At 36.4% G+C, this 18,236-nt stretch carries 15 protein-coding genes; 4 read left to right on the top strand and 11 right to left on the bottom strand.

What is annotated here, in order from left to right:
* From B5D25_RS07575 to B5D25_RS07560, 4 genes are all read right to left on the bottom strand, one after another.
* The coding region (locus B5D25_RS07575; RefSeq protein WP_341465078.1) for a hypothetical protein at window positions 1-202 on the bottom strand (202 nt) is incomplete at its 3' end.
* Between the two features lie 300 nt (window positions 203-502).
* Window positions 503-2,527, bottom strand: coding sequence for a DUF4832 domain-containing protein (locus tag B5D25_RS07570; protein WP_078787359.1), 2,025 nt, complete (start codon window positions 2,525-2,527; stop codon window positions 503-505).
* A gap of 493 nt (window positions 2,528-3,020) precedes the next feature.
* The gene (locus B5D25_RS07565) at window positions 3,021-4,991 is read right to left on the bottom strand and encodes an endonuclease MutS2 (RefSeq protein WP_078787358.1); all 1,971 of its coding nucleotides are present in this window, start codon (window positions 4,989-4,991) and stop codon (window positions 3,021-3,023) included.
* A gap of 599 nt (window positions 4,992-5,590) precedes the next feature.
* Entirely contained in the window at window positions 5,591-6,916 is a 1,326-nt protein-coding gene (locus tag B5D25_RS07560) for a C40 family peptidase (protein ID WP_078787357.1), read from the bottom strand.
* 234 nt (window positions 6,917-7,150) lie between these two features.
* Between B5D25_RS07560 and B5D25_RS07555 the strand changes: the two genes are divergently transcribed.
* Together B5D25_RS07555 and rpiB are read left to right on the top strand one after the other, a co-directional pair.
* Window positions 7,151-8,206 (top strand): L-threonylcarbamoyladenylate synthase, encoded by a 1,056-nt coding sequence (locus B5D25_RS07555; protein WP_078787356.1) that lies wholly within the window; start codon window positions 7,151-7,153, stop codon window positions 8,204-8,206.
* Window positions 8,207-8,283: 77 nt separating this feature from the next.
* The gene (rpiB, locus tag B5D25_RS07550) at window positions 8,284-8,715 is read left to right on the top strand and encodes a ribose 5-phosphate isomerase B (protein ID WP_078787355.1); all 432 of its coding nucleotides are present in this window, start codon (window positions 8,284-8,286) and stop codon (window positions 8,713-8,715) included.
* A gap of 79 nt (window positions 8,716-8,794) precedes the next feature.
* Here the strand turns inward: rpiB and B5D25_RS07545 are convergent, their stop codons facing one another.
* The 7 genes from B5D25_RS07545 to pflB all read right to left on the bottom strand — a co-directional run bounded on the left by B5D25_RS07545 (window position 8,795) and on the right by pflB (window position 16,283).
* Window positions 8,795-9,337: an LOG family protein gene (locus tag B5D25_RS07545; RefSeq protein WP_078787354.1), complete on the bottom strand. Its 543-nt coding sequence runs from the start codon at window positions 9,335-9,337 to the stop codon at window positions 8,795-8,797.
* A 54-nt stretch (window positions 9,338-9,391) separates the two neighbouring features.
* Window positions 9,392-10,189, bottom strand: coding sequence for a pyruvate formate-lyase-activating protein (gene pflA, locus B5D25_RS07540; protein WP_078787353.1), 798 nt, complete (start codon window positions 10,187-10,189; stop codon window positions 9,392-9,394).
* Between the two features lie 45 nt (window positions 10,190-10,234).
* The gene (locus B5D25_RS07535; protein WP_143000653.1) at window positions 10,235-11,239 is read right to left on the bottom strand and encodes a hypothetical protein; all 1,005 of its coding nucleotides are present in this window, start codon (window positions 11,237-11,239) and stop codon (window positions 10,235-10,237) included.
* 595 nt (window positions 11,240-11,834) lie between these two features.
* On the bottom strand, window positions 11,835-13,178 hold the full coding sequence (locus tag B5D25_RS07530; protein WP_143004532.1) for a hypothetical protein: 1,344 nt from the start codon (window positions 13,176-13,178) through the stop codon (window positions 11,835-11,837).
* A gap of 372 nt (window positions 13,179-13,550) precedes the next feature.
* Entirely contained in the window at window positions 13,551-13,790 is a 240-nt protein-coding gene (gene grcA3 / locus B5D25_RS07525; RefSeq protein WP_035626110.1) for an autonomous glycyl radical cofactor GrcA3, read from the bottom strand.
* A gap of 88 nt (window positions 13,791-13,878) precedes the next feature.
* Window positions 13,879-14,100: a hypothetical protein gene (locus B5D25_RS07520; protein WP_078787350.1), complete on the bottom strand. Its 222-nt coding sequence runs from the start codon at window positions 14,098-14,100 to the stop codon at window positions 13,879-13,881.
* 128 nt (window positions 14,101-14,228) lie between these two features.
* Window positions 14,229-16,283 (bottom strand): formate C-acetyltransferase, encoded by a 2,055-nt coding sequence (gene pflB / locus B5D25_RS07515; RefSeq protein ID WP_078787349.1) that lies wholly within the window; start codon window positions 16,281-16,283, stop codon window positions 14,229-14,231.
* 414 nt (window positions 16,284-16,697) lie between these two features.
* Here pflB and B5D25_RS07510 point away from each other — a divergent pair, with 414 nt between their 5' ends.
* A complete protein-coding gene (locus B5D25_RS07510) occupies window positions 16,698-16,868 on the top strand; it encodes a DUF362 domain-containing protein (RefSeq protein ID WP_078787348.1) in 171 nt (56 codons plus the stop codon).
* A gap of 485 nt (window positions 16,869-17,353) precedes the next feature.
* Complete coding sequence (locus B5D25_RS07505) at window positions 17,354-18,232, top strand: adaptor protein MecA (RefSeq protein WP_078787347.1); 879 nt, start codon at window positions 17,354-17,356, stop codon at window positions 18,230-18,232.
* The last annotated feature ends 4 nt before the right edge of the window (window positions 18,233-18,236 follow it).

The raw sequence follows: 18,236 nt of genomic DNA, 5'->3' as shown, positions 1-18,236 counted from the left end.
ATCTGCCTTTTCGCCAATCGCTTTCTGATATATGTTTATTAACACTTGAAAGCACTTCACCAAGAAATCCGGCAGCAAATGCCTCAGTAGATGCCTTAGCTGATACTTCCAGGGATCTGAAATCCATAGGGTCTTTCAAAAATCTTTCTTCAGCCTCAACTAAACTATTAACTAATCCTTCCAATAGTGCTACAATGTTCATGAGAGTATCTTCCTCCTTGTTTTGGGTTTTTTGGTCAAAATCATTATATCAAAGAGGCTTGATACTCTCTCTTTATTTTTTTATTAAACTGACAAAAACTTTACTCTATTTCCATTTATTTTCATTATTCAGACCCTCTTAAAGCCATATGTAGTGCACCGCCGTATCCCCTCTATCCAAGTCGAAAACACAGTCTTTTAAAGCATTTAAAATGATTGTATTTTATATATCAAAAGACGCATACCCTCTTCATTCATAAGAAGATATGCGTCTTAGCCAGAAGTTTATGTATGGCAGGAATTATTTCTTAAAAGTGATAGACTTAATAACAAATGTCTGCTCTCCTGATGGTGTATCATTCTTTGTTGCATCGCAGTAAATGTATATACCATTTTTGTTCTTACTATCAAGATTAATTGTTATAGTCTGCTCTTTCGTTGATGTAAACTGATTATTCTTATCCCAATGGTCTTTATAGAATACCGGCTTATTTTCATCCTGATTTGTTATACCAAGGTTCATACCCTTACGTGAAGGAACAACCTTTATAACAACCTTTTTATATTTTGATGTATCAACATCACTGAAGTTTACAGCGATATTCTTCCAGTTCTCTGTCTTGGATTTTGTATAACTTATGTGGCATCCGTCTTTCTTATCGCTGAAAGTATAGAATGAACTGCTCTTATCAATCTTATAAGAAGGACTCTTTGAAGATGTTTTGTTTTCTACCTTAGCACCTTCCTTCTCTATAGTACTTTCAGAAACAACCTTGAATTTACCAAGATAATTTGCGCCAAGTGTTTCATTCCAGATACTGCTGTCGTCATTTGCGAATTTAACAGGATATCCTTCAATACCCTTTTTATTTTCATCATATGCGACTCTGAGATAAACCTTATATGAACCTTCTTTCATCTTCTCAGGAAGATCAAGATTTACTTTAAGTACCGATGTCTTACCTGCAAGCCAGTTTCTAGGATCTGCATTTTCTGCACTTTCCTTTTTATCTTTGCTGAGCTTCGAAACAGGATATTCATACTTACCGCCTTCACCTTCGATGATAACAGTAGTCTTCATATCTTTTACGACGTTGGCAAAACCAACATTTTTAATAGATACTTCTGCAGCAAAGTTTTCATAGTTAGTTGTCTCTTTTGTGAGCTTAACTCCATCAACAACATATCTGTATCCTAAATGATTCTGAACATATGTAAATGAGCTCGTTTTTCCACTATACTTTGGATCTTTTCCCTGGAATGTACTTTCTCTAAGATCATCTATAACATGATCGTTCCATCCGATATTAAGATAACTTGTATGTGTTCTGAATGCTTCTTTCTCCATATATTCAGCATTATTGAGCGGTGTTCCTTTTCCTTCAAAAAGAACAATCTCACCACCATATAATGTATGTGTTGACTGATCTTCTATCCAGGAAATTTCTGTCTCTCTGTTCTTATAAGTGCCTCTGTCACTCTTTGAACCAAGATAACCGTCGTTGAAAATACCGACTCTATAAGTCTTATCACCCGGCTTTGTCTTATAGTCTTCGGAATCAAGTTCCTGTATATCAGCTCCTGTATATCTGCAGTAAAGTTCAGGTGTTCTTACTGTTACGGAAATATTTTCAGGAATAACTTCAAGCCATTTATCCATAACCTTTTTAAGGTTTTTATCTGTAAGAATCTGGCTTCCGTGCATCTCGCCCCATTTACCGAAAACACCGCATTCAACTGATGCGATTATATCTTCATAGTCTCTGAGAACTGCTCCGACTGCGTCCTGATGCTGAAGTACTGTGTCTATAGACTGTGGTTCCCATACAGATCTTTTATGGAATTTTCCTTTAGAATCCGTCGTATCCTCTGTATATCCGCCGTATTTGTAATCATAAGCAAATCTAACAACAACTGTTGCATGATTTTTTCTGCAATTATCAAGTGTACCTCTGAGAGCCTTGAGCATATCTGTAGTTTCATCAGTGATATAACAGTCCGAATCATATCCCTTTACCGGATTAGCAGAGAAATCAGAAAGGTCCAATCTTAAGTGAACAAAATTGTTCTTAGGATTTCTTACTTCATTTCCTGTTCCTCTCTTATAATTTATCTGTTCGGATTTGTAAAAGCCCCTGTAAGGATTTGCTACTTCTTCAAGTGATTCCTCATAATTAATATCATAAATATCCGTAAGATTTCTTACGTCATGCTCGCAGGTTATTGCCGCTTTAACAGGTGTAGAATAGGCAGAAACAGCCATACCTGCTGCAAGTAATCCGGTCAGGATCCGCTTGCTCAACTTTTTTAATTTTGTTTTTCTCATTTTTCATTGTCCTTCATAGTTTGTTTTGGAAATACGTATTTCGAAACACATAATAGCAAATGTTCAAACTTGATTCAATAATAATTTCCTTTTCATGACCTTTTGACATTATTATGATGTTATGTCTGACAATTGTAGACAATAACTGTAAAATCCCCTAAATTATTACGGTTTATATATTTTTTTGAAATAAATTCGTTACAATCAACAAATTATGTATTTACTCAAATTTTATTCAACTATCGTTATGTTAATCACAATGCATTGTTGATAATGTTGATAACTTTGTTTATATATCCTCATATTACGTTTTTACGCAAAAGTTACCAACAACGCCCTTTTGTAAGTTAGTGTTATTAAATGTTTACTAATCAATGTTTTTATTGTGCACATTGTACAAACCATGTATTTATTAAATTGTCAGACCATTGTAGTTATCAACGTTACCCACATTTTTATCTGTGTTTTTTGTTCATAATTTCATAAGAAAATATTAAGAATTATCCGAATCGTATACAAGAGCTTCTTCCACGTACTTTCTTCCCATGTCGTGACTAAGTTTTCTATGTTCTACTGAATCGAAAATGATCGAAAAATCATAATCTTCCGGATATAACTCTTCTGCCTTAACCAGGAGTTTAACTCTTTTTTGATTAATCCATATTTTTCGTCCGGCAATCTGTACTCGCAGAACCCCTTTTTCATTCGCCGACGCACACACAATCCCTATTTTCTTATCCGGACTTACCATCACGCTGTCACCTATATTATAACTAATAATATTGTTAGGCTTTTTCTTAGTCTTCTTGATCTTAACAATCTTGGAGGATGCTTTATTCGCCACCTTTTCTTTGTTACGGAATTCATAGTTTTCCACAGCACCTTTTCCGTAAGCTGCTTCAATCGCAACTTTTAACATTTCTTCCGGCATTCCCAAGGTATCAGCGATATAAAATGCACAGCTTTCTCCCGCTTCACCGATCACCATTTTATATGTTGGTTTTAACGTCTCTCTGTCAAATGTCATCCTGGCATTTACGATGCCCACTGTTTTATCTGCATATTCTTTCACTTCAGGATAATGGGTTGTAACAAGGAAATTCGCCTCACTTTTTCTAAGCTCTTCAAGTACGGCAACGGCAATACCCATTCCTTCTGCCGGGTCCGTTCCTGAACCCAGCTCATCCATGATGACGAAACTGTCTTTATTCACCTGCTTCAAAATCTCCAGAACATTCTTTATGTGTGCTGAAAAAGTAGATAGATTTTCTGACAGATTCTGTCCATCACCAATGTCGCAAAGGTAGTTACTATTCATGCATATGTCAGCTTCTTTGCAAGTAACATGCAGACCGCACTGAGCCATTAAACTGTTGAGCATCACCGTCTTGATTGCAACTGTTTTTCCACCGGTATTCGGGCCTGTTATTACAATTCCTCTTATAACTTCTGTGTTCTCATTTATTTCTTCATAAGAAGCCTCTTCCCCGCTTCCATCTCCTGAGCATTTTACTCCAAGTGAAACATCAAGAGGAACATTTATTTCTTTATCCATAAGCGGATGTCTTGCCTTCTTAAGAACCATTCTTCTTTCGGTGTTTATCTTCGGCTCCACACAGTCAAGATCGATGCTCAGCTTTCCTTTTGAAAATATATAGTCCAGCTTTTCGATCATTCTGACATTCTCTTCCAATATCGGTACCACGTCAGCAACCATCGCTGAAAGGGTATAAAGTATTCTATATACTTCATTCTCCTCTTCAATTCTGAGAAGCTCTATCTCCTCAAAATATTTAGATACTCCAACCGGTTCAACAAAGAGGGTATTTCCCGTGGACGACTTATCAATTACGCTGCCCGGAATCTTGAATTTATATTCTTTCTTTACCGGCACGCAAACCCTTCCGCTTCTAAGTACATAAAATGAATCCGCCATTACATCTTTGTTATTTCTTATAATCTGTTCAGCTTTCGTCTTCATATTATTTTCAGCACTACGGATTTTATTTCTTATATCAAATAGTATCTTCGAAGCTCGGTCAACAACGTCTTCATTTCTGATCTGGCTTACTATTTCTTCTCTAAGTTCTTTAATATCATCCAGATTCTCATCATAAAATGCGAGCGGATTGTTGAACTGTTTTCCTCTTGCCAGGAAATCCTTGAGACGCTCGGTTCCTACCAGCACATTCTCAACTCTTTCCAGCTGATATGGGGTGAGGCAGTCATCTTTCTCAGCAACAAGGATTATTTCTTTCATTTCAGTTACATTCTGAAGCGGAGGATTCCCAAGCTTCTCAATCATTTCTCTACTATCTGTTGTATCGCGAAGCTCTTTTCTGAGATCCATTTCATCCAAGATAGCATTTGCCTCGCTTATTTTTTCCTTTGCATGATCAGTACTGGCGAGTTCTGCCCATATTTCCTGTATCTTATTAAATTCTATCTGTGTATTTATATTCATTTTTATCTCCTATTCCAAAAAATTCTTGAGACGTATTCCTTCCGGAGCGATTTTTACTTTTACAGAAAACACAACTTTCTATAAAGCAAAAAAAGACCACGATATCATCTTGCAAAGATATCATGGTCAGTATTTCAAATATTATTGAAACGAAGTACCAATACGAAAAAAACTCATAATTCAGTCGGGTATAAATCCACGCTAAAACTACGATTACGTATCTTTGATATTAAGCATAATGAACCAAGCCGGCAGCTTCCGCCACCAACCGAAGGGTAAATTTCGATCTTTAAATCAAAATCAACCTTGCAATATAAAATTTGCAATGGTTACATTACCACGCTTAACATAAAATACCTCGTTTTATTTATTTGATTTATTTCAAACTTAAGTTCATTTTAATCACATACTCCTTCAAGTGTCAACCCGGTATTTTTACAGCATCTCTGTTTTGGAATATAAAAGCGTCTTTTATGTATCAACTCCCATATACCTCATTCATTAGATGCTAGGGTTCTTGTATAAGAAAAAGGAATCGACTGTTCCCAGTTACAATCGATTCCTTTATATATATTCATTTTCTTGTGAAAATATATTAACTATTTCATGATCCTTACTGCCTTACAAGGATACTCATAATCGTAAGGTGAAATCTTAACACCTGTTGCAGGTGTGCTGGCATGTACTATCTGGCCTCCGCCGATATAAATTCCAACATGTCCGATTCCTTCATCATCCGGATAGAATAATAAGTCACCCGGCTCTGCATCAGATACACTGATCTCTGTTCCACAGTATGACTGTGAAGTTGCTCCATGAGGAAGTGAATAACCAAACTGTTCATATATTGCCATTGTAAATCCTGAACAATCAGCTCCATCTGTAAGACTTGCTCCACCATAAACATATGGAAGGTTTCCTGCAAACTGAAGTGCGTAATTTACAAGATCACTCTTTGTTGATGAACCTGAATTTCCGGAAGGTTCTTCATATGACTGACTTTCAGTCTCCTCTTCAGCTTCTTCCTCTTCCTCTTCTTCAGATTCTTCATCCTCTTCCTCTTCTTCAGATTCATCAGATGCTTCGTCTTCTATATCATCTTTTTCTTCTTCAGTAACTTCCTCTTCCGGTCCCTCAGTTTCTTCAACTGTTTCCTCGGTTGTCTCTTCTGTAGTTTCTGTAGTTTCCTCTGTAGATTCTTCTTCAGTTGTTACCTCTTCTGTAGTAACTTCTTCCTGTTTTTCTACAGTTGAACCTAATTTGAAAGAAACTTCTATATCGCTATTTATAACAAATCCCTTGCCGTCATCAAGAGAAATCTCTGTCCAATCATTACCTGATGAGATAACTGTAAAGCTTTCTCCTTCATTGGCAACTTTGATACATTTACTATTAGCATCAGCCTTCTCTTTAATATATGCTGTCTTAACCTTTATGACTGCACATTTTGTAAGATTTGCTTCTGCCCATTTTCCTGCTTCATCACCGAAGACAAGATATTCATTATATACATATCCTTCAATATCATTATATTTGATTGAAGTCCATTCAGCTCCCTGACTCTTAACTTCACAAACCTCTCCATAAGGTATATGTCCGATAAGCTCTGAATCTGTAGTAGCTTTTTCTCTGATATTTACTTCGCCCTCTGCAGTAGCAAGCGCTTTGCCTTCAAACTGAGGGTATTTAAATATTACTCTGTTTGTAACCTTCTTAGTTCCTAAATCACTGTTTGAGTCAAATACTTCTTTTTCAACATCCGCTGATGCTGCAACGTATCTGTCAACAGCATAAGATATTCCAACATTTGACTCATCATACACTTCGCCTTCCTTGTTTTTCGCAAGAACTGTGAACGATGATGCTGATATTGCAAGTCCGGCAGTTACTACAAACACAGCCACTCTTTTAGATGGCTTAAACATCACAACTGTTCCTCCAGAATTAAAAAATTAATTATTACGTTTCTTTTTTATTGTTACGAAATTGTTACAATTTATTACATTGTCATTATAGCAACAGGTAAAAAACATGTCAATCATATATTAATACTTTACTAAAATTTTATGTACTTTCCAAAAAAAGTCGCTTTAATTTTTATGCAAAATAGAGTAATATATTTTTTGTAACATTTTATTCAAAAAGGTTGAAATTTAAAAATGGAAACTATTATCAAAAACACAAATGAAGATGATGCTTTTACTAAAGCCAAAGAGATACTTACAGCCGGCGGTCTCGTCGCCTTTCCTACCGAAACAGTATACGGATTAGGTGGAAACGCACTTGATCCTTCCGCATCAGCTAAGATTTATGCTGCAAAGGGAAGGCCGTCCGACAATCCTCTTATCGTTCATATTTCCGATAAGAATGATGTTTATAAACTGGCTGAAGATGTGTCGGAAGCCGCAGAAAAACTTATGGATGCATTCTGGCCGGGTCCTATGACGATAATATTTAAAAAGAAAGACATTGTTCCAAAGGAAACAACCGGCGGTCTCGAAACTGTGGCGATCAGAATGCCATCTCATCCTGACGCAGCAAGGCTTATTTCAGAAAGCGGATTATATATCGCAGCACCAAGCGCAAATTCATCAGGCCGTCCGTCACCTTCGACAGCAGCACACGTTATCGAAGATCTGTCCGGTAAGATAGATATGATACTCGACGGTGGTCCTGTTGATATAGGAATAGAATCTTCTATTATAGATATGTCCGGCGACACACCTGTGATACTTCGTCCCGGATTTATTACAAAAAGCAAATTTGAAGAGATAATCGGAACTGTCGCCATCGACAAAGCCATCATTTCTCCTGATTCCGGCATCAAGCCAAAAGCTCCCGGAATGAAGTATACTCATTATGCTCCAAAGGGAACTTTAACAATTGTTGAATCGGAGAATGACCCTTCTTCAATTAGTACAAATGTTATAAATGAGATCAATCGACTCACAAAAGACGCTGAAACTGCAAATGAAAATGTAGTAGTTCTCACAACCGAAGAGAATAAAGATAAATATATCTGCAAAAATATCATTCTTCTCGGTAAAACTTCCAGCAGCAGCGAAGTGGCCAAAAACCTTTACAGTGCCCTCAGAAAATGTGACGATCTCGGCGCCAAGATAATATACAGCGAGTCATTTTACCACGACGAACTCGGCGGAGCTGTCATGAACAGACTTCTTAAGGCAGCAGGACAAAGAGTTATTAAGGTTTGATTATTGAATTAAAAAGTTTTTCACTTATATCAGATATGATATTTTATAAGTGGAAAGTATTTACTTAGGAGGACGAAATGAAGATAGCAATTGGTTCAGATCACGGCGGTTACTTACTTAAGCAGGAAGTTATGCAGCATCTCAAAGATCGCAATATCGAATTTGTTGATTGCGGAAGCTATGATGACAAATCCTGTGATTATCCTGAATACGCAAAGGCTGTAGCTTCAGAGATCACATCAAAGAAAGCAGACCTCGGAATACTTATATGCGGCACAGGCATCGGAATGTCAATGGCAGCAAATAAAGTTCCGGGAATAAGAGCGGCATTATGCCACGATGTATTCTCAGCTGAAGCAACAAGGCAGCATAATGATGCAAATATCATTTGTATGGGTGCTCGCGTTGTGGGTCCGGGTCTCGCACTCATGATTATTGATAAATTCATCGATACACCTTTTTCAAATGATGAGCGCCATATCAGAAGAATTTCAAAAATCGAAGGATAACTAAAAAAATTATATTGCAAAATAAAACTCCAGAGAATATCTCAGGAGTTTTATTTTTTAGATTTAATAAAGTTAAGAACTATGAATTATATGATGCTATGAATTCTTCTATTTCTTTAATATCGTCAGAATAAAGCATGAAATTCAGCTCTTTTCTTTCAAGGAATTCATCCTCGATCATACTATCATAAAGTTTTCTAAGATGATCATAGCAATTTAATGTGTTATATAAAATACATGGCGCTTTATAAATATCAAGCCTCACCCAGGAGATCATATCCGCTATCTCTTCAAGAGTACCAACACCTCCCGGAAGAGCTACAAATACATCAGACATTTCAGCCATCTTAATCTTTCTTGATGACATGTCTTCAGTTACGATCATCTCAGTAACCTCAGTATTTTCCCATCCCTTATCTATCATAAACTGTGGAATGATTCCGATAACTTTTCCGCCTGCTTCAAGGGTACTTTTAGCTATCTCTCCCATCATTCCAACTTTTCCATCACCATAAATAAGTGTGTGACCATTCTCTCCGATCCATTTACCAAGAGTTCTGGCCGCCTCCATATATTCAGGCTTTCTTCCTGTTGCAGCGCCTGCAAATACTGTAATATTCATCTTTATTTACCTTTCAAACCAGTGATAATTCTTCTGCGTATTTACATATAGATATTATAAAACCGGAGTATCAAAAGGGAATCCTACATGAATTCCTTCTTCCTTCATACGAAGTCTCTCGGCTCTCATAGCATTTACCACTGTATCTCTGGCATTCTTACCATCTTCTCCTGTAAGTGGAGCTACATCTTTAAGAACATAATCTATGCCCATTTCAGCATATTTTGGTTTTGCCATATCATGATAAGGGAGGATATCCACTGCCTTAACATTTTTAAAATGAGCAAGGAACTTCCCTGACTTCTCAAGATATTCAGGAACAAATGTATATCCCGGAACGATAACATGTCTTACCCAGATAGGAATATTCTTCTCATCAAGATATTTGTAAAAATCGATTATTGTATCCTGCTTAACACCTGTGAGTTCAACATGCTTTTCAGGATCGATATGCTTAAGATCGAGAAGTACAAGATCTGTAACTTCTGCAAGCTTTTCATACTTAGCAAATATCTCCGGATTATCCTTATTAAATAAATAACCCGTTGTATCAAGCGCCGTATGTACTCCAAGATTTCTGGCTGCAGTAAAAAGTTCAATGACAAAATCGATCTGAACCAGAGGTTCTCCTCCGGAAACAGTAATTCCGCCTCGCTTCATAAAAGGAAGATAACTTCTCATATCTGCTATTATCTCGGCAACCGACATTTCTTTTCCGCCTCTGCCGTCCCAAGTATCCGGATTATGGCAATATTTACATCTGAGAGGACACCCCTTTAAAAATACAACATATCTGGTTCCCGGTCCATCTACTGTACTTCCCGTTATAATCGAGTGAATATTTCCGTTCATAAATTTATCTCCCTTAAATTTCTTTTCTCTTTATCTACTACATCTTTAATTACCGGCAACGCTGTCATCACTACTACTATCGGAACCGTTGTCATCAGTGCCATATACTTTCTTCAACAGATCAAGCACTTCTTGGTCACTTAATTTACCACTTTTAATAATATCTTCGATATTTATACTCGACATATTAATGCTATCACTTGAAGTTCTGTTATTTGAAGCAAACCTATCTGAAGAAGCATTATCCGAAGCAATATCATTTGAAATAATACCATCCGAAGTAGCATCGTCCGAAATTATGTCTTTTGAATTTGAATTCCTTGAAGCCTTTTTCCTTGGCGACTTATTTCTCGAAACATTTGAATCAGATGCATTAATCATACCATCTGACTCATAGTCAGCTTCCGGATAATCAAACTCTTTATATTTCTCTGTAAGATCATCAATCTCACTTTCATTTTTCAAGATATTATTCTCTATCTCAGGAAGCTTGAAATTATGCTTTCTGCTCTTAAGGAAGCGATATGCCACCATAAAGCTCTTCTCATCAAATCTGGTCAGATATTTATCATTTATCTTCTTGATACAATCATCGACGGAATAACAGCTTTTTGGATCAATATCCTTAAAAATAGAGCAAAGTGTATCTTCGACAATCTGATCCTGTCTTCTGAAATCGGAAGATATATCCATAACAGGAAATACATATAAGTAAATTCTAAGCCATGGGCTTCCGCCTGAATACCACTGGCTGGCAAATTTATAATTCTTTGTCATATCAAAAATCTCACGCTGCCAATAATATGATGTATATGAAGCCTCGACGATATTATCAATCTGTTCTACAGTAAGATTAAGTGAATAATCCGAACTGAACTTCTGAACAATCTTCCTACGCTTAGGAACCGAATCTGTAAGATTGATATCTTCTCTCGCTTCCTCTCTTACAGATTTATACTCTTCACTGTTTTCACGCTTACCACGACTTACTATCTTCTTAATGAGCCATCCGAATACAATGAATGGTGAAGCCACTATTCCTAATGCCAAAATCTCACCAAATATTGATCCCAATAAAGCGCCTGAGAATTTCAAACATTCAAACATAAAAAACAGAAAGATTAAAAGCGGCATTCTTTTCTTCACTTTATCATGCATTTTCGGATTGTTCTTCGCTATTAAATTATAAAAAATGATCAAAAATATTATTAGGCCCACTAATTTATCTCCTGTCTATACATTTTCTATAATACTACCCATTTTTAAGCATTATCTATATTTTATATTTTCTCAAACATATCCGCAAGATATATTTACTTTACATATTTGCCATTTTACGTTGCATCTTTCTAGTACAAAGCATGGTACCCACAGCACACTCCGTAAAAAACGCGTATTCTCTCAGACGACATACACATATTCAGTACATGATGCGTATTGCCACCGACGACATACAATATTTCCCACAAATATGCATTCTACCGGATTTTATAAAATGAACGTAGTTTCATCCCACAAAAAAGAGTGTCGTATAACCGACACTCTTAGCACTAAGTCCATATACCGAAGCAATCATTTATCCATCACACCGGAGTAATCTATTTACCCATGGCACCAAAATATATCCTCAGCGGTGCATTTATCATTATCTCTTTATTACTCTCATTTTGTTTCCTTTACCTGTCCACAATTTATATACTATATAATCGTCCGATACACATACCGCAGAGATAATTATATCTTCATCTGTAGCCACTTCTTCAAGAACCTGATAATCCGAGCCATCCAGATTCATGCAGCATATAACAGGTTTATCCCCATTTATCGAGAAATATATTTTATCTTTATAGATATTTATATTCTGTGCATTTCCAACATCAGGAGTAATTTCCTCAATTATATCATTACCCTTCTTGTTTTTTTTACTATTATAATCCTTGCGGTATAATCTATTAATATATTCACCCTTTTTTACCTGCTCTTTGATCCCATAATATACAGCACCCTTATACGGCTGATAAGCATTCCTTCCATATTTGCGAATATCATAATTATAAATACATACTAAGTCCACATCCGATTCAATACGAATATTTGACACATATAATTCTTTATTTACTAACTGTTCTTCAGTATGCTCAGATATTTTGAAACGATATATGGTTCCACCATTTGCGCGATTATCGCAGAACATATAATATAAATAATCATCCTTTATGGCGAACATCCTTATCCATTCATTATTCTTTTCACACTCTTCTGAATATACCAGATTTGTTTTTTCGCTACGCAGATTAAAAGAGTATATATTAAACTTATATTCCTTTAGTTCGTCATTTTTTTCTTCTTCACCAATATACAGAACATCCTCTGTTCCATTTGAATAAAGCGCGAAATATTTTATCGATACTCCCGGGTTATACCTCTCCACCGGTTTCTCGTTTTCATCAATTACATAAATTTTATCATCAGAAATAATATGAAGTTTATCATCCCATATGAAACTATTATTATTTCTATTTCCTATAGTATCCTCATCAATCCCCACAATTTTTCCGGGTCTGGCCTTATAACAGCCATAGTTACTGCTATAATCCTTTGACATCTTTACTGCGGAAATAATATTTTTCCCAGGCAATAAAATAAGTACAAGTATCTGAATAAAAGCAATTACGGTGAAGACACCTTTCATTTGCGAATTAGCCTTCTCATCACGATAGTAATACTTATTCTTTCTATACTGTCTTATATGAAAAATCAGCATCACGAAAAAATAAATCATAGGAATTACTAAGATTTTAATTCCCGCATCCTTACGAAATCCTCCTGCCTTACTTCCGATCATGGAAACCAGAACATATATAGGATTTAATAAAGTAAGATATCCATATAAAACAATATCGGAAAATACACCTTCACACCTTTCTTTTTTCGCAAGAATTGCATTTAATACTAAAATGATAATTGCCACAACATATGACATGATCATAAAGGTATTCAGCTGTTTCCAAAAATCACCCCCGGACCGGAAGATATCTCGATTCATTATATGGTCATAATAAGAATAAAAGAACTTATTATCTTTCTTTGGAAAATTATACAGACTAAATAAACATACAATCACAGAAAAAATACGCAGTCCTATATAGTTTGAATAAGTATTCAGGGCCTTATCATGCTCTGTTAAATTTTTCATTACTTCAGATCCCCTTAATGTTTAGATATTAATGTCAATTAACCTTTTTTCTTCACTAGTCAAATATTATATCAAATATAATATACATTTCAAAATACAATTTTCAAAAAAAACGGGTACAGAGATAATCCCTGTACCCGCATAACATCTTAATAATGTTAATGATTAAAGTGATTCATGGAATGTACGTGAGATAACGTCATCCTGCTGCTCCTTTGTGAGCTTGATGAAGTTAACTGCATATCCAGAAACACGGATTGTAAGCTGTGGATAGTTTTCTGGATGCTTCTGAGCATCAAGAAGTGTCTCTCTGTTATATACATTAACATTGAGGTGATGACCACCCTTTGTTACATAACCATCTAACATATCTACTAAGTTATCGATCTGAGCTGTACTAGCCATTTTGATATTACCTCCAATCTTTAATTCAGTGAAAGAAATGATATTTCATTACTGAAAGATCATCCGGACCAAACCGAAAATCTCTCACCTATTTATTCTCATCTGCAAATGCATCATCCATACCTTCCATAAGAGTTGGAACCGAACAAGCAAGGTCTCCCTTAGCACAATCAATGCATCCCATGGTTTCAACCGTTTTACCGGCCTCCGCATTCTCATCAATCGTAACATTTATATGACCTGTTCCGCCTGCAACCATATTATCGAGCATGGAAACAATATCATTTACATCATTTAATTTATCTGCCATATCTGCCTCCTCGTTATCATAAAGTCAACATGATCTCATGTTTACTTTGAGTCGCATATGGTAAATATATATCTGCCGGATCGCATTATGAAAATGCGATACCGACATGATTTAACTCCAGTAAATTATTACTGCTTGTCAAGTCCAAGATCTACGTCAAGGTCACCTGCGAATACCTGATCTTCCTTACCAAGAGCGTTAGGAATGATTGAGAATGTATTTGAAATACCATCCTGTGCATACTCAAATGGAAGCTTAGATACTGAAGAAAGTGAAGCATATGCTCCGTGTGTATCTCTTCTGTGCATTGGGTTAGCACCAGGTGCAAGTGGCTGACCATGCTTTCTACCGCAAGGTGTATCACCTGTATTCTTACCATATGTTACGTTTGAAGTAATTGTAAGAACTGACATTGTAGGGAATGAGTTTCTGTAAACATGGTGTGAACGAATCTTCTTCATGAATGTTGAAACAAGATTAGCTGCGATCTCATCAACTCTATCATCGTTGTTACCATACTTAGGGAAATCACCCTCTGTTCTGTAGCTTACTACGATACCCTGCTCATTTCTTACAGGATAAACCTTAGCATACTTGATAGCTGAAAGTGAGTCAGCTACGCATGAGAGACCAGCAATACCTGTAGCGAAGTATCTTCTAACATCTCTGTCATGAAGAGCCATCTGAATTCTCTCATAAGCATACTTATCATGCATATAATGGATGATGTTAAGGGCATTTACATAAACCTTAGCAAGCCAATCCATCATTACATCATACTTGTGCATAACTTCATCGAAATCAAGAGCGTCGTCTGAAGTAATTGGTCTGTATTCAGGACCAACCTGAACACCTGTACACTCATCAACACCACCGTTGATAGCGTAAAGGAGACACTTAGCAAGGTTAGCACGTGCTCCGAAGAACTGCATTTCCTTACCGATTCTCATTGAAGATACGCAACATGCGATACCATAATCATCACCGTGAACAACTCTCATCATATCATCGTTCTCGTACTGGATTGAAGATGACTTAATAGACATCTTAGCACAGTACTGCTTCCAGTTGATTGGAAGTCTTGTTGACCAAAGAACTGTAAGGTTTGGTTCTGGAGATGTTCCAAGGTTGTCAAGTGTGTGGAGGTAACGGAATGACATCTTAGAAACAAGTGTACGTCCGTCAACACCCATACCACCGAGTGACTCTGTTACCCAAACAGGATCACCAGCGAAAATCTGATTGTATTCAGGTGTTCTTGCGAACTTAACGAGACGAAGCTTCATGATGAAGTGGTCTACGAATTCCTGAATCTGTGACTCTGTAAATGTACCATTTGCAAGGTCTCTCTCAGCATAGCAATCAAGGAATGTAGCTGTACGGCCAAGTGACATTGCAGCACCGTTCTGCTCCTTAACTGCTCCAAGGTAACCAAAATATGTCCACTGAATAGCTTCCTGAACATTTGTAGCCGGCTTAGAAATATCGAAGCCATAGAATGAAGCCATAGTCTTGAGCTCCTTAAGAGCCTTGATCTGCTCAGAGATTTCTTCCTTACCTCTGATAACATCATCTGTGTACTCTGTACCAAATGAAATCTTCTGATCTTCCTTATCAGCTACGAGGTAATCGATACCATAAAGTGCTACTCTTCTGTAGTCACCGATGATACGTCCACGTCCGTAAGCATCTGGAAGACCTGTGATAATGTGATTTGAACGGCATCTTCTGATTTCTGAATCATATACATCGAAAACGCCTGCGTTATGTGTTTTTCTGTGAACTGTGAAGAATTCAACTACTTCTGGGTCTACTGTATAACCGTTATCAGCACAAGCCTTCTCAGCCATACGAATACCACCGTATACGTTCATTCCTCTCTTGAATGGCTTATCTGTCTGGAAACCAACGATTGTTTCCTTATCCTTATCAAGATATCCAGCCTGATGAGATGTAAGTGTAGATACAACCTTAGTATCCATATCAACAACTCCGCCTTTTTCTCTCTCAAGTTTAGAAAGATCAAGTACCTGCTGCCATAAATCCTTTGTGTTCTGTGTAGGGTCTGCGAGGAAAGAATCATCTCCCTCATATGGAGTATAGTTCTTCTGAATGAAGTCACGAACGTTTACTTCCTTCTGCCACTTGCCGCCTACGAAGCCATTCCATCCTGTTGCTTCCATGTTTCAAAATCCTCCTTAAGATTTAATATTTTTATCTTACAGCTTATTCTCAGATGCCGGCCACCATATCTTGTGCTTTTAGCCAGACAATAGATACAAGTCAAAATGTGTCAAAAAATGGCGAAAATCCGAGACTTACTGTTTTATTGATTCCATTATAAAATAAGATTGTATACACGTCAACGTCAAAACTTATCTTTTTTGTACTTTTTTTAATACAACTTTTGTATACAATATACACAGAATATTTTTGACTAAATCATCGCATATTTCCAAGGATAAACGTCCTTTTTATCTATATTTATAAACTATAATTAGTTATATGAAAACATTATTAGTCTAGACTTACTGAGTATCTATGTTGTAATATGATTTTGCAAAAAATAATTATTGTAAATAAAGGAGGACATTACAATGGCATTTGTTATTGGTGATGGATGTATCGGTTGTGGATCATGTGCAGGAACATGCCCAGTAGGAGCAATCTCAGACAACGGTGGCGTATATGTAATTGATGCAAATACATGCATTAGCTGTGGTGCTTGTGCAGGTACATGCCCAATGGGAGTTATAAGCGAGGCGTAATTAATTTCTTTAAATTATTAAGCATATAAGCTTAACCGGTTAGCTAAAAGAGCAGGTAGTCTGATCAACTACCTGCTCTCTTTTTGCTCTTTAAGTATATTACATTTTCCCGATAATTCAATTAAATACACTACTACCTAAAGTTTTTTGTCCCTATTATGCACCTCCTTACAATCCTGCACTCTTCACATAAGTCAAAGAAGACCTTTTTGTGATATATCCCGCAATATCCTTACATAAATCAATGCAGTTTTCTTGCATGAAGGTGTATCATTATGGTTTAAGAAATGTTATAATTAATCTAACAGAGATCCATTTGTATTTCAATATGAAAAGTATGAAATAAGTTTGAAATATTTTATCAATCTCTAAATTTTGCTTTACACATAAATTTTTTGTGTTAAACTAATCATAATTTACACTGAAGATATGCCTTTTAGGCACCGACAACCGGCAGATTTTCATTCTTACCGGAGGTGATCTATATGAAAATAGAAAAAATTAATGATAACCAAATACGATGCATTCTGAATCGCGAGGATCTTGCTGAGAAGAATATCCGACTTGCTGAACTTGCTTATGGAACCGACAAGGCAAGACAGCTTTTCCAGGAAATGATCAAGCAGGCATCTGAAGAACTTGATTTTGAGATTGATGAATCACCGCTTATGATAGAGGCTATTCCTACTAATAAGGATACACTCATTCTGATCGTAACAAAGGTTGATAATCCTGATGAACTTGATTCAAGATTTTCACGCTTCACCCATCTTTCGCAGGGTGATGACCTTGATGATTTAGAAGATACAGATCTTAGTTCCGATGATCAGATCCTTTCATCTGATGATGAGGACGGAATACAGAATAATAATGACAAGCTTGACAATCTTCAGCAGTCAATGAAGGAGAAGTTTTCCGATATTATTTCCGGCATTACAAGTGCTCTTGGTAATATCGCAGAAAATGTCGTAAAGAATGATTCCGTTTCTTTCGATACTCCTGATGCCCATGTTAAAGCAGATGTGACAATAACCGCATCTCCTGGTAACAAGAATAGACCACCTGCTGAAAGTCCTTATAATGTATATATGTTTAAGGATCTTTCAAGTGTAATTGCTGCTGCAAATGAGATCAGTTCACTGTATTTCAGCGATAATACATTATATAAGGATGAAAATTCAGGATTTTACTTCCTTTATGCAACATCCAATGCCAATACGGCTACAAGTTTTGAAGAAGTAGAGAAGAAGCTTCTCAAATATTCGCTTAAATGCAGAACAACCTATGCATCAATTTCATTTTACAATGAACACTTTAAGATAATACGCCGTAAAAATGCTATGCAGCTTATGGCTACAATATAATGCC

Origin of the sequence: Eubacterium ruminantium, from assembly GCF_900167085.1 — a bacterium.
GTDB classification, from domain to species: Bacteria; Bacillota; Clostridia; order Lachnospirales; family Lachnospiraceae; genus Eubacterium_Q; species Eubacterium_Q ruminantium.
The sequence above is the reverse complement of the archived record's forward strand: the minus strand, read 5'-3'. Positions and strand labels throughout refer to the sequence as shown.

Coding starts and splice junctions, on each gene's coding strand:
- B5D25_RS07570 (WP_078787359.1), bottom strand. CDS start 2,527: ATGAGAAAAACAAAATTAAAAAAGTTGAGCAAGCGGATCCTGACCGGA.
- B5D25_RS07565 (WP_078787358.1), bottom strand. CDS start 4,991: ATGAATATAAATACACAGATAGAATTTAATAAGATACAGGAAATATGG.
- B5D25_RS07560 (WP_078787357.1), bottom strand. CDS start 6,916: ATGTTTAAGCCATCTAAAAGAGTGGCTGTGTTTGTAGTAACTGCCGGA.
- B5D25_RS07555 (WP_078787356.1), top strand. CDS start 7,151: ATGGAAACTATTATCAAAAACACAAATGAAGATGATGCTTTTACTAAA.
- rpiB (WP_078787355.1), top strand. CDS start 8,284: ATGAAGATAGCAATTGGTTCAGATCACGGCGGTTACTTACTTAAGCAG.
- B5D25_RS07545 (WP_078787354.1), bottom strand. CDS start 9,337: ATGAATATTACAGTATTTGCAGGCGCTGCAACAGGAAGAAAGCCTGAA.
- pflA (WP_078787353.1), bottom strand. CDS start 10,189: ATGAACGGAAATATTCACTCGATTATAACGGGAAGTACAGTAGATGGA.
- B5D25_RS07530 (WP_143004532.1), bottom strand. CDS start 13,178: ATGATCATGTCATATGTTGTGGCAATTATCATTTTAGTATTAAATGCA.
- grcA3 (WP_035626110.1), bottom strand. CDS start 13,790: ATGGCTAGTACAGCTCAGATCGATAACTTAGTAGATATGTTAGATGGT.
- B5D25_RS07520 (WP_078787350.1), bottom strand. CDS start 14,100: ATGGCAGATAAATTAAATGATGTAAATGATATTGTTTCCATGCTCGAT.
- pflB (WP_078787349.1), bottom strand. CDS start 16,283: ATGGAAGCAACAGGATGGAATGGCTTCGTAGGCGGCAAGTGGCAGAAG.
- B5D25_RS07510 (WP_078787348.1), top strand. CDS start 16,698: ATGGCATTTGTTATTGGTGATGGATGTATCGGTTGTGGATCATGTGCA.
- B5D25_RS07505 (WP_078787347.1), top strand. CDS start 17,354: ATGAAAATAGAAAAAATTAATGATAACCAAATACGATGCATTCTGAAT.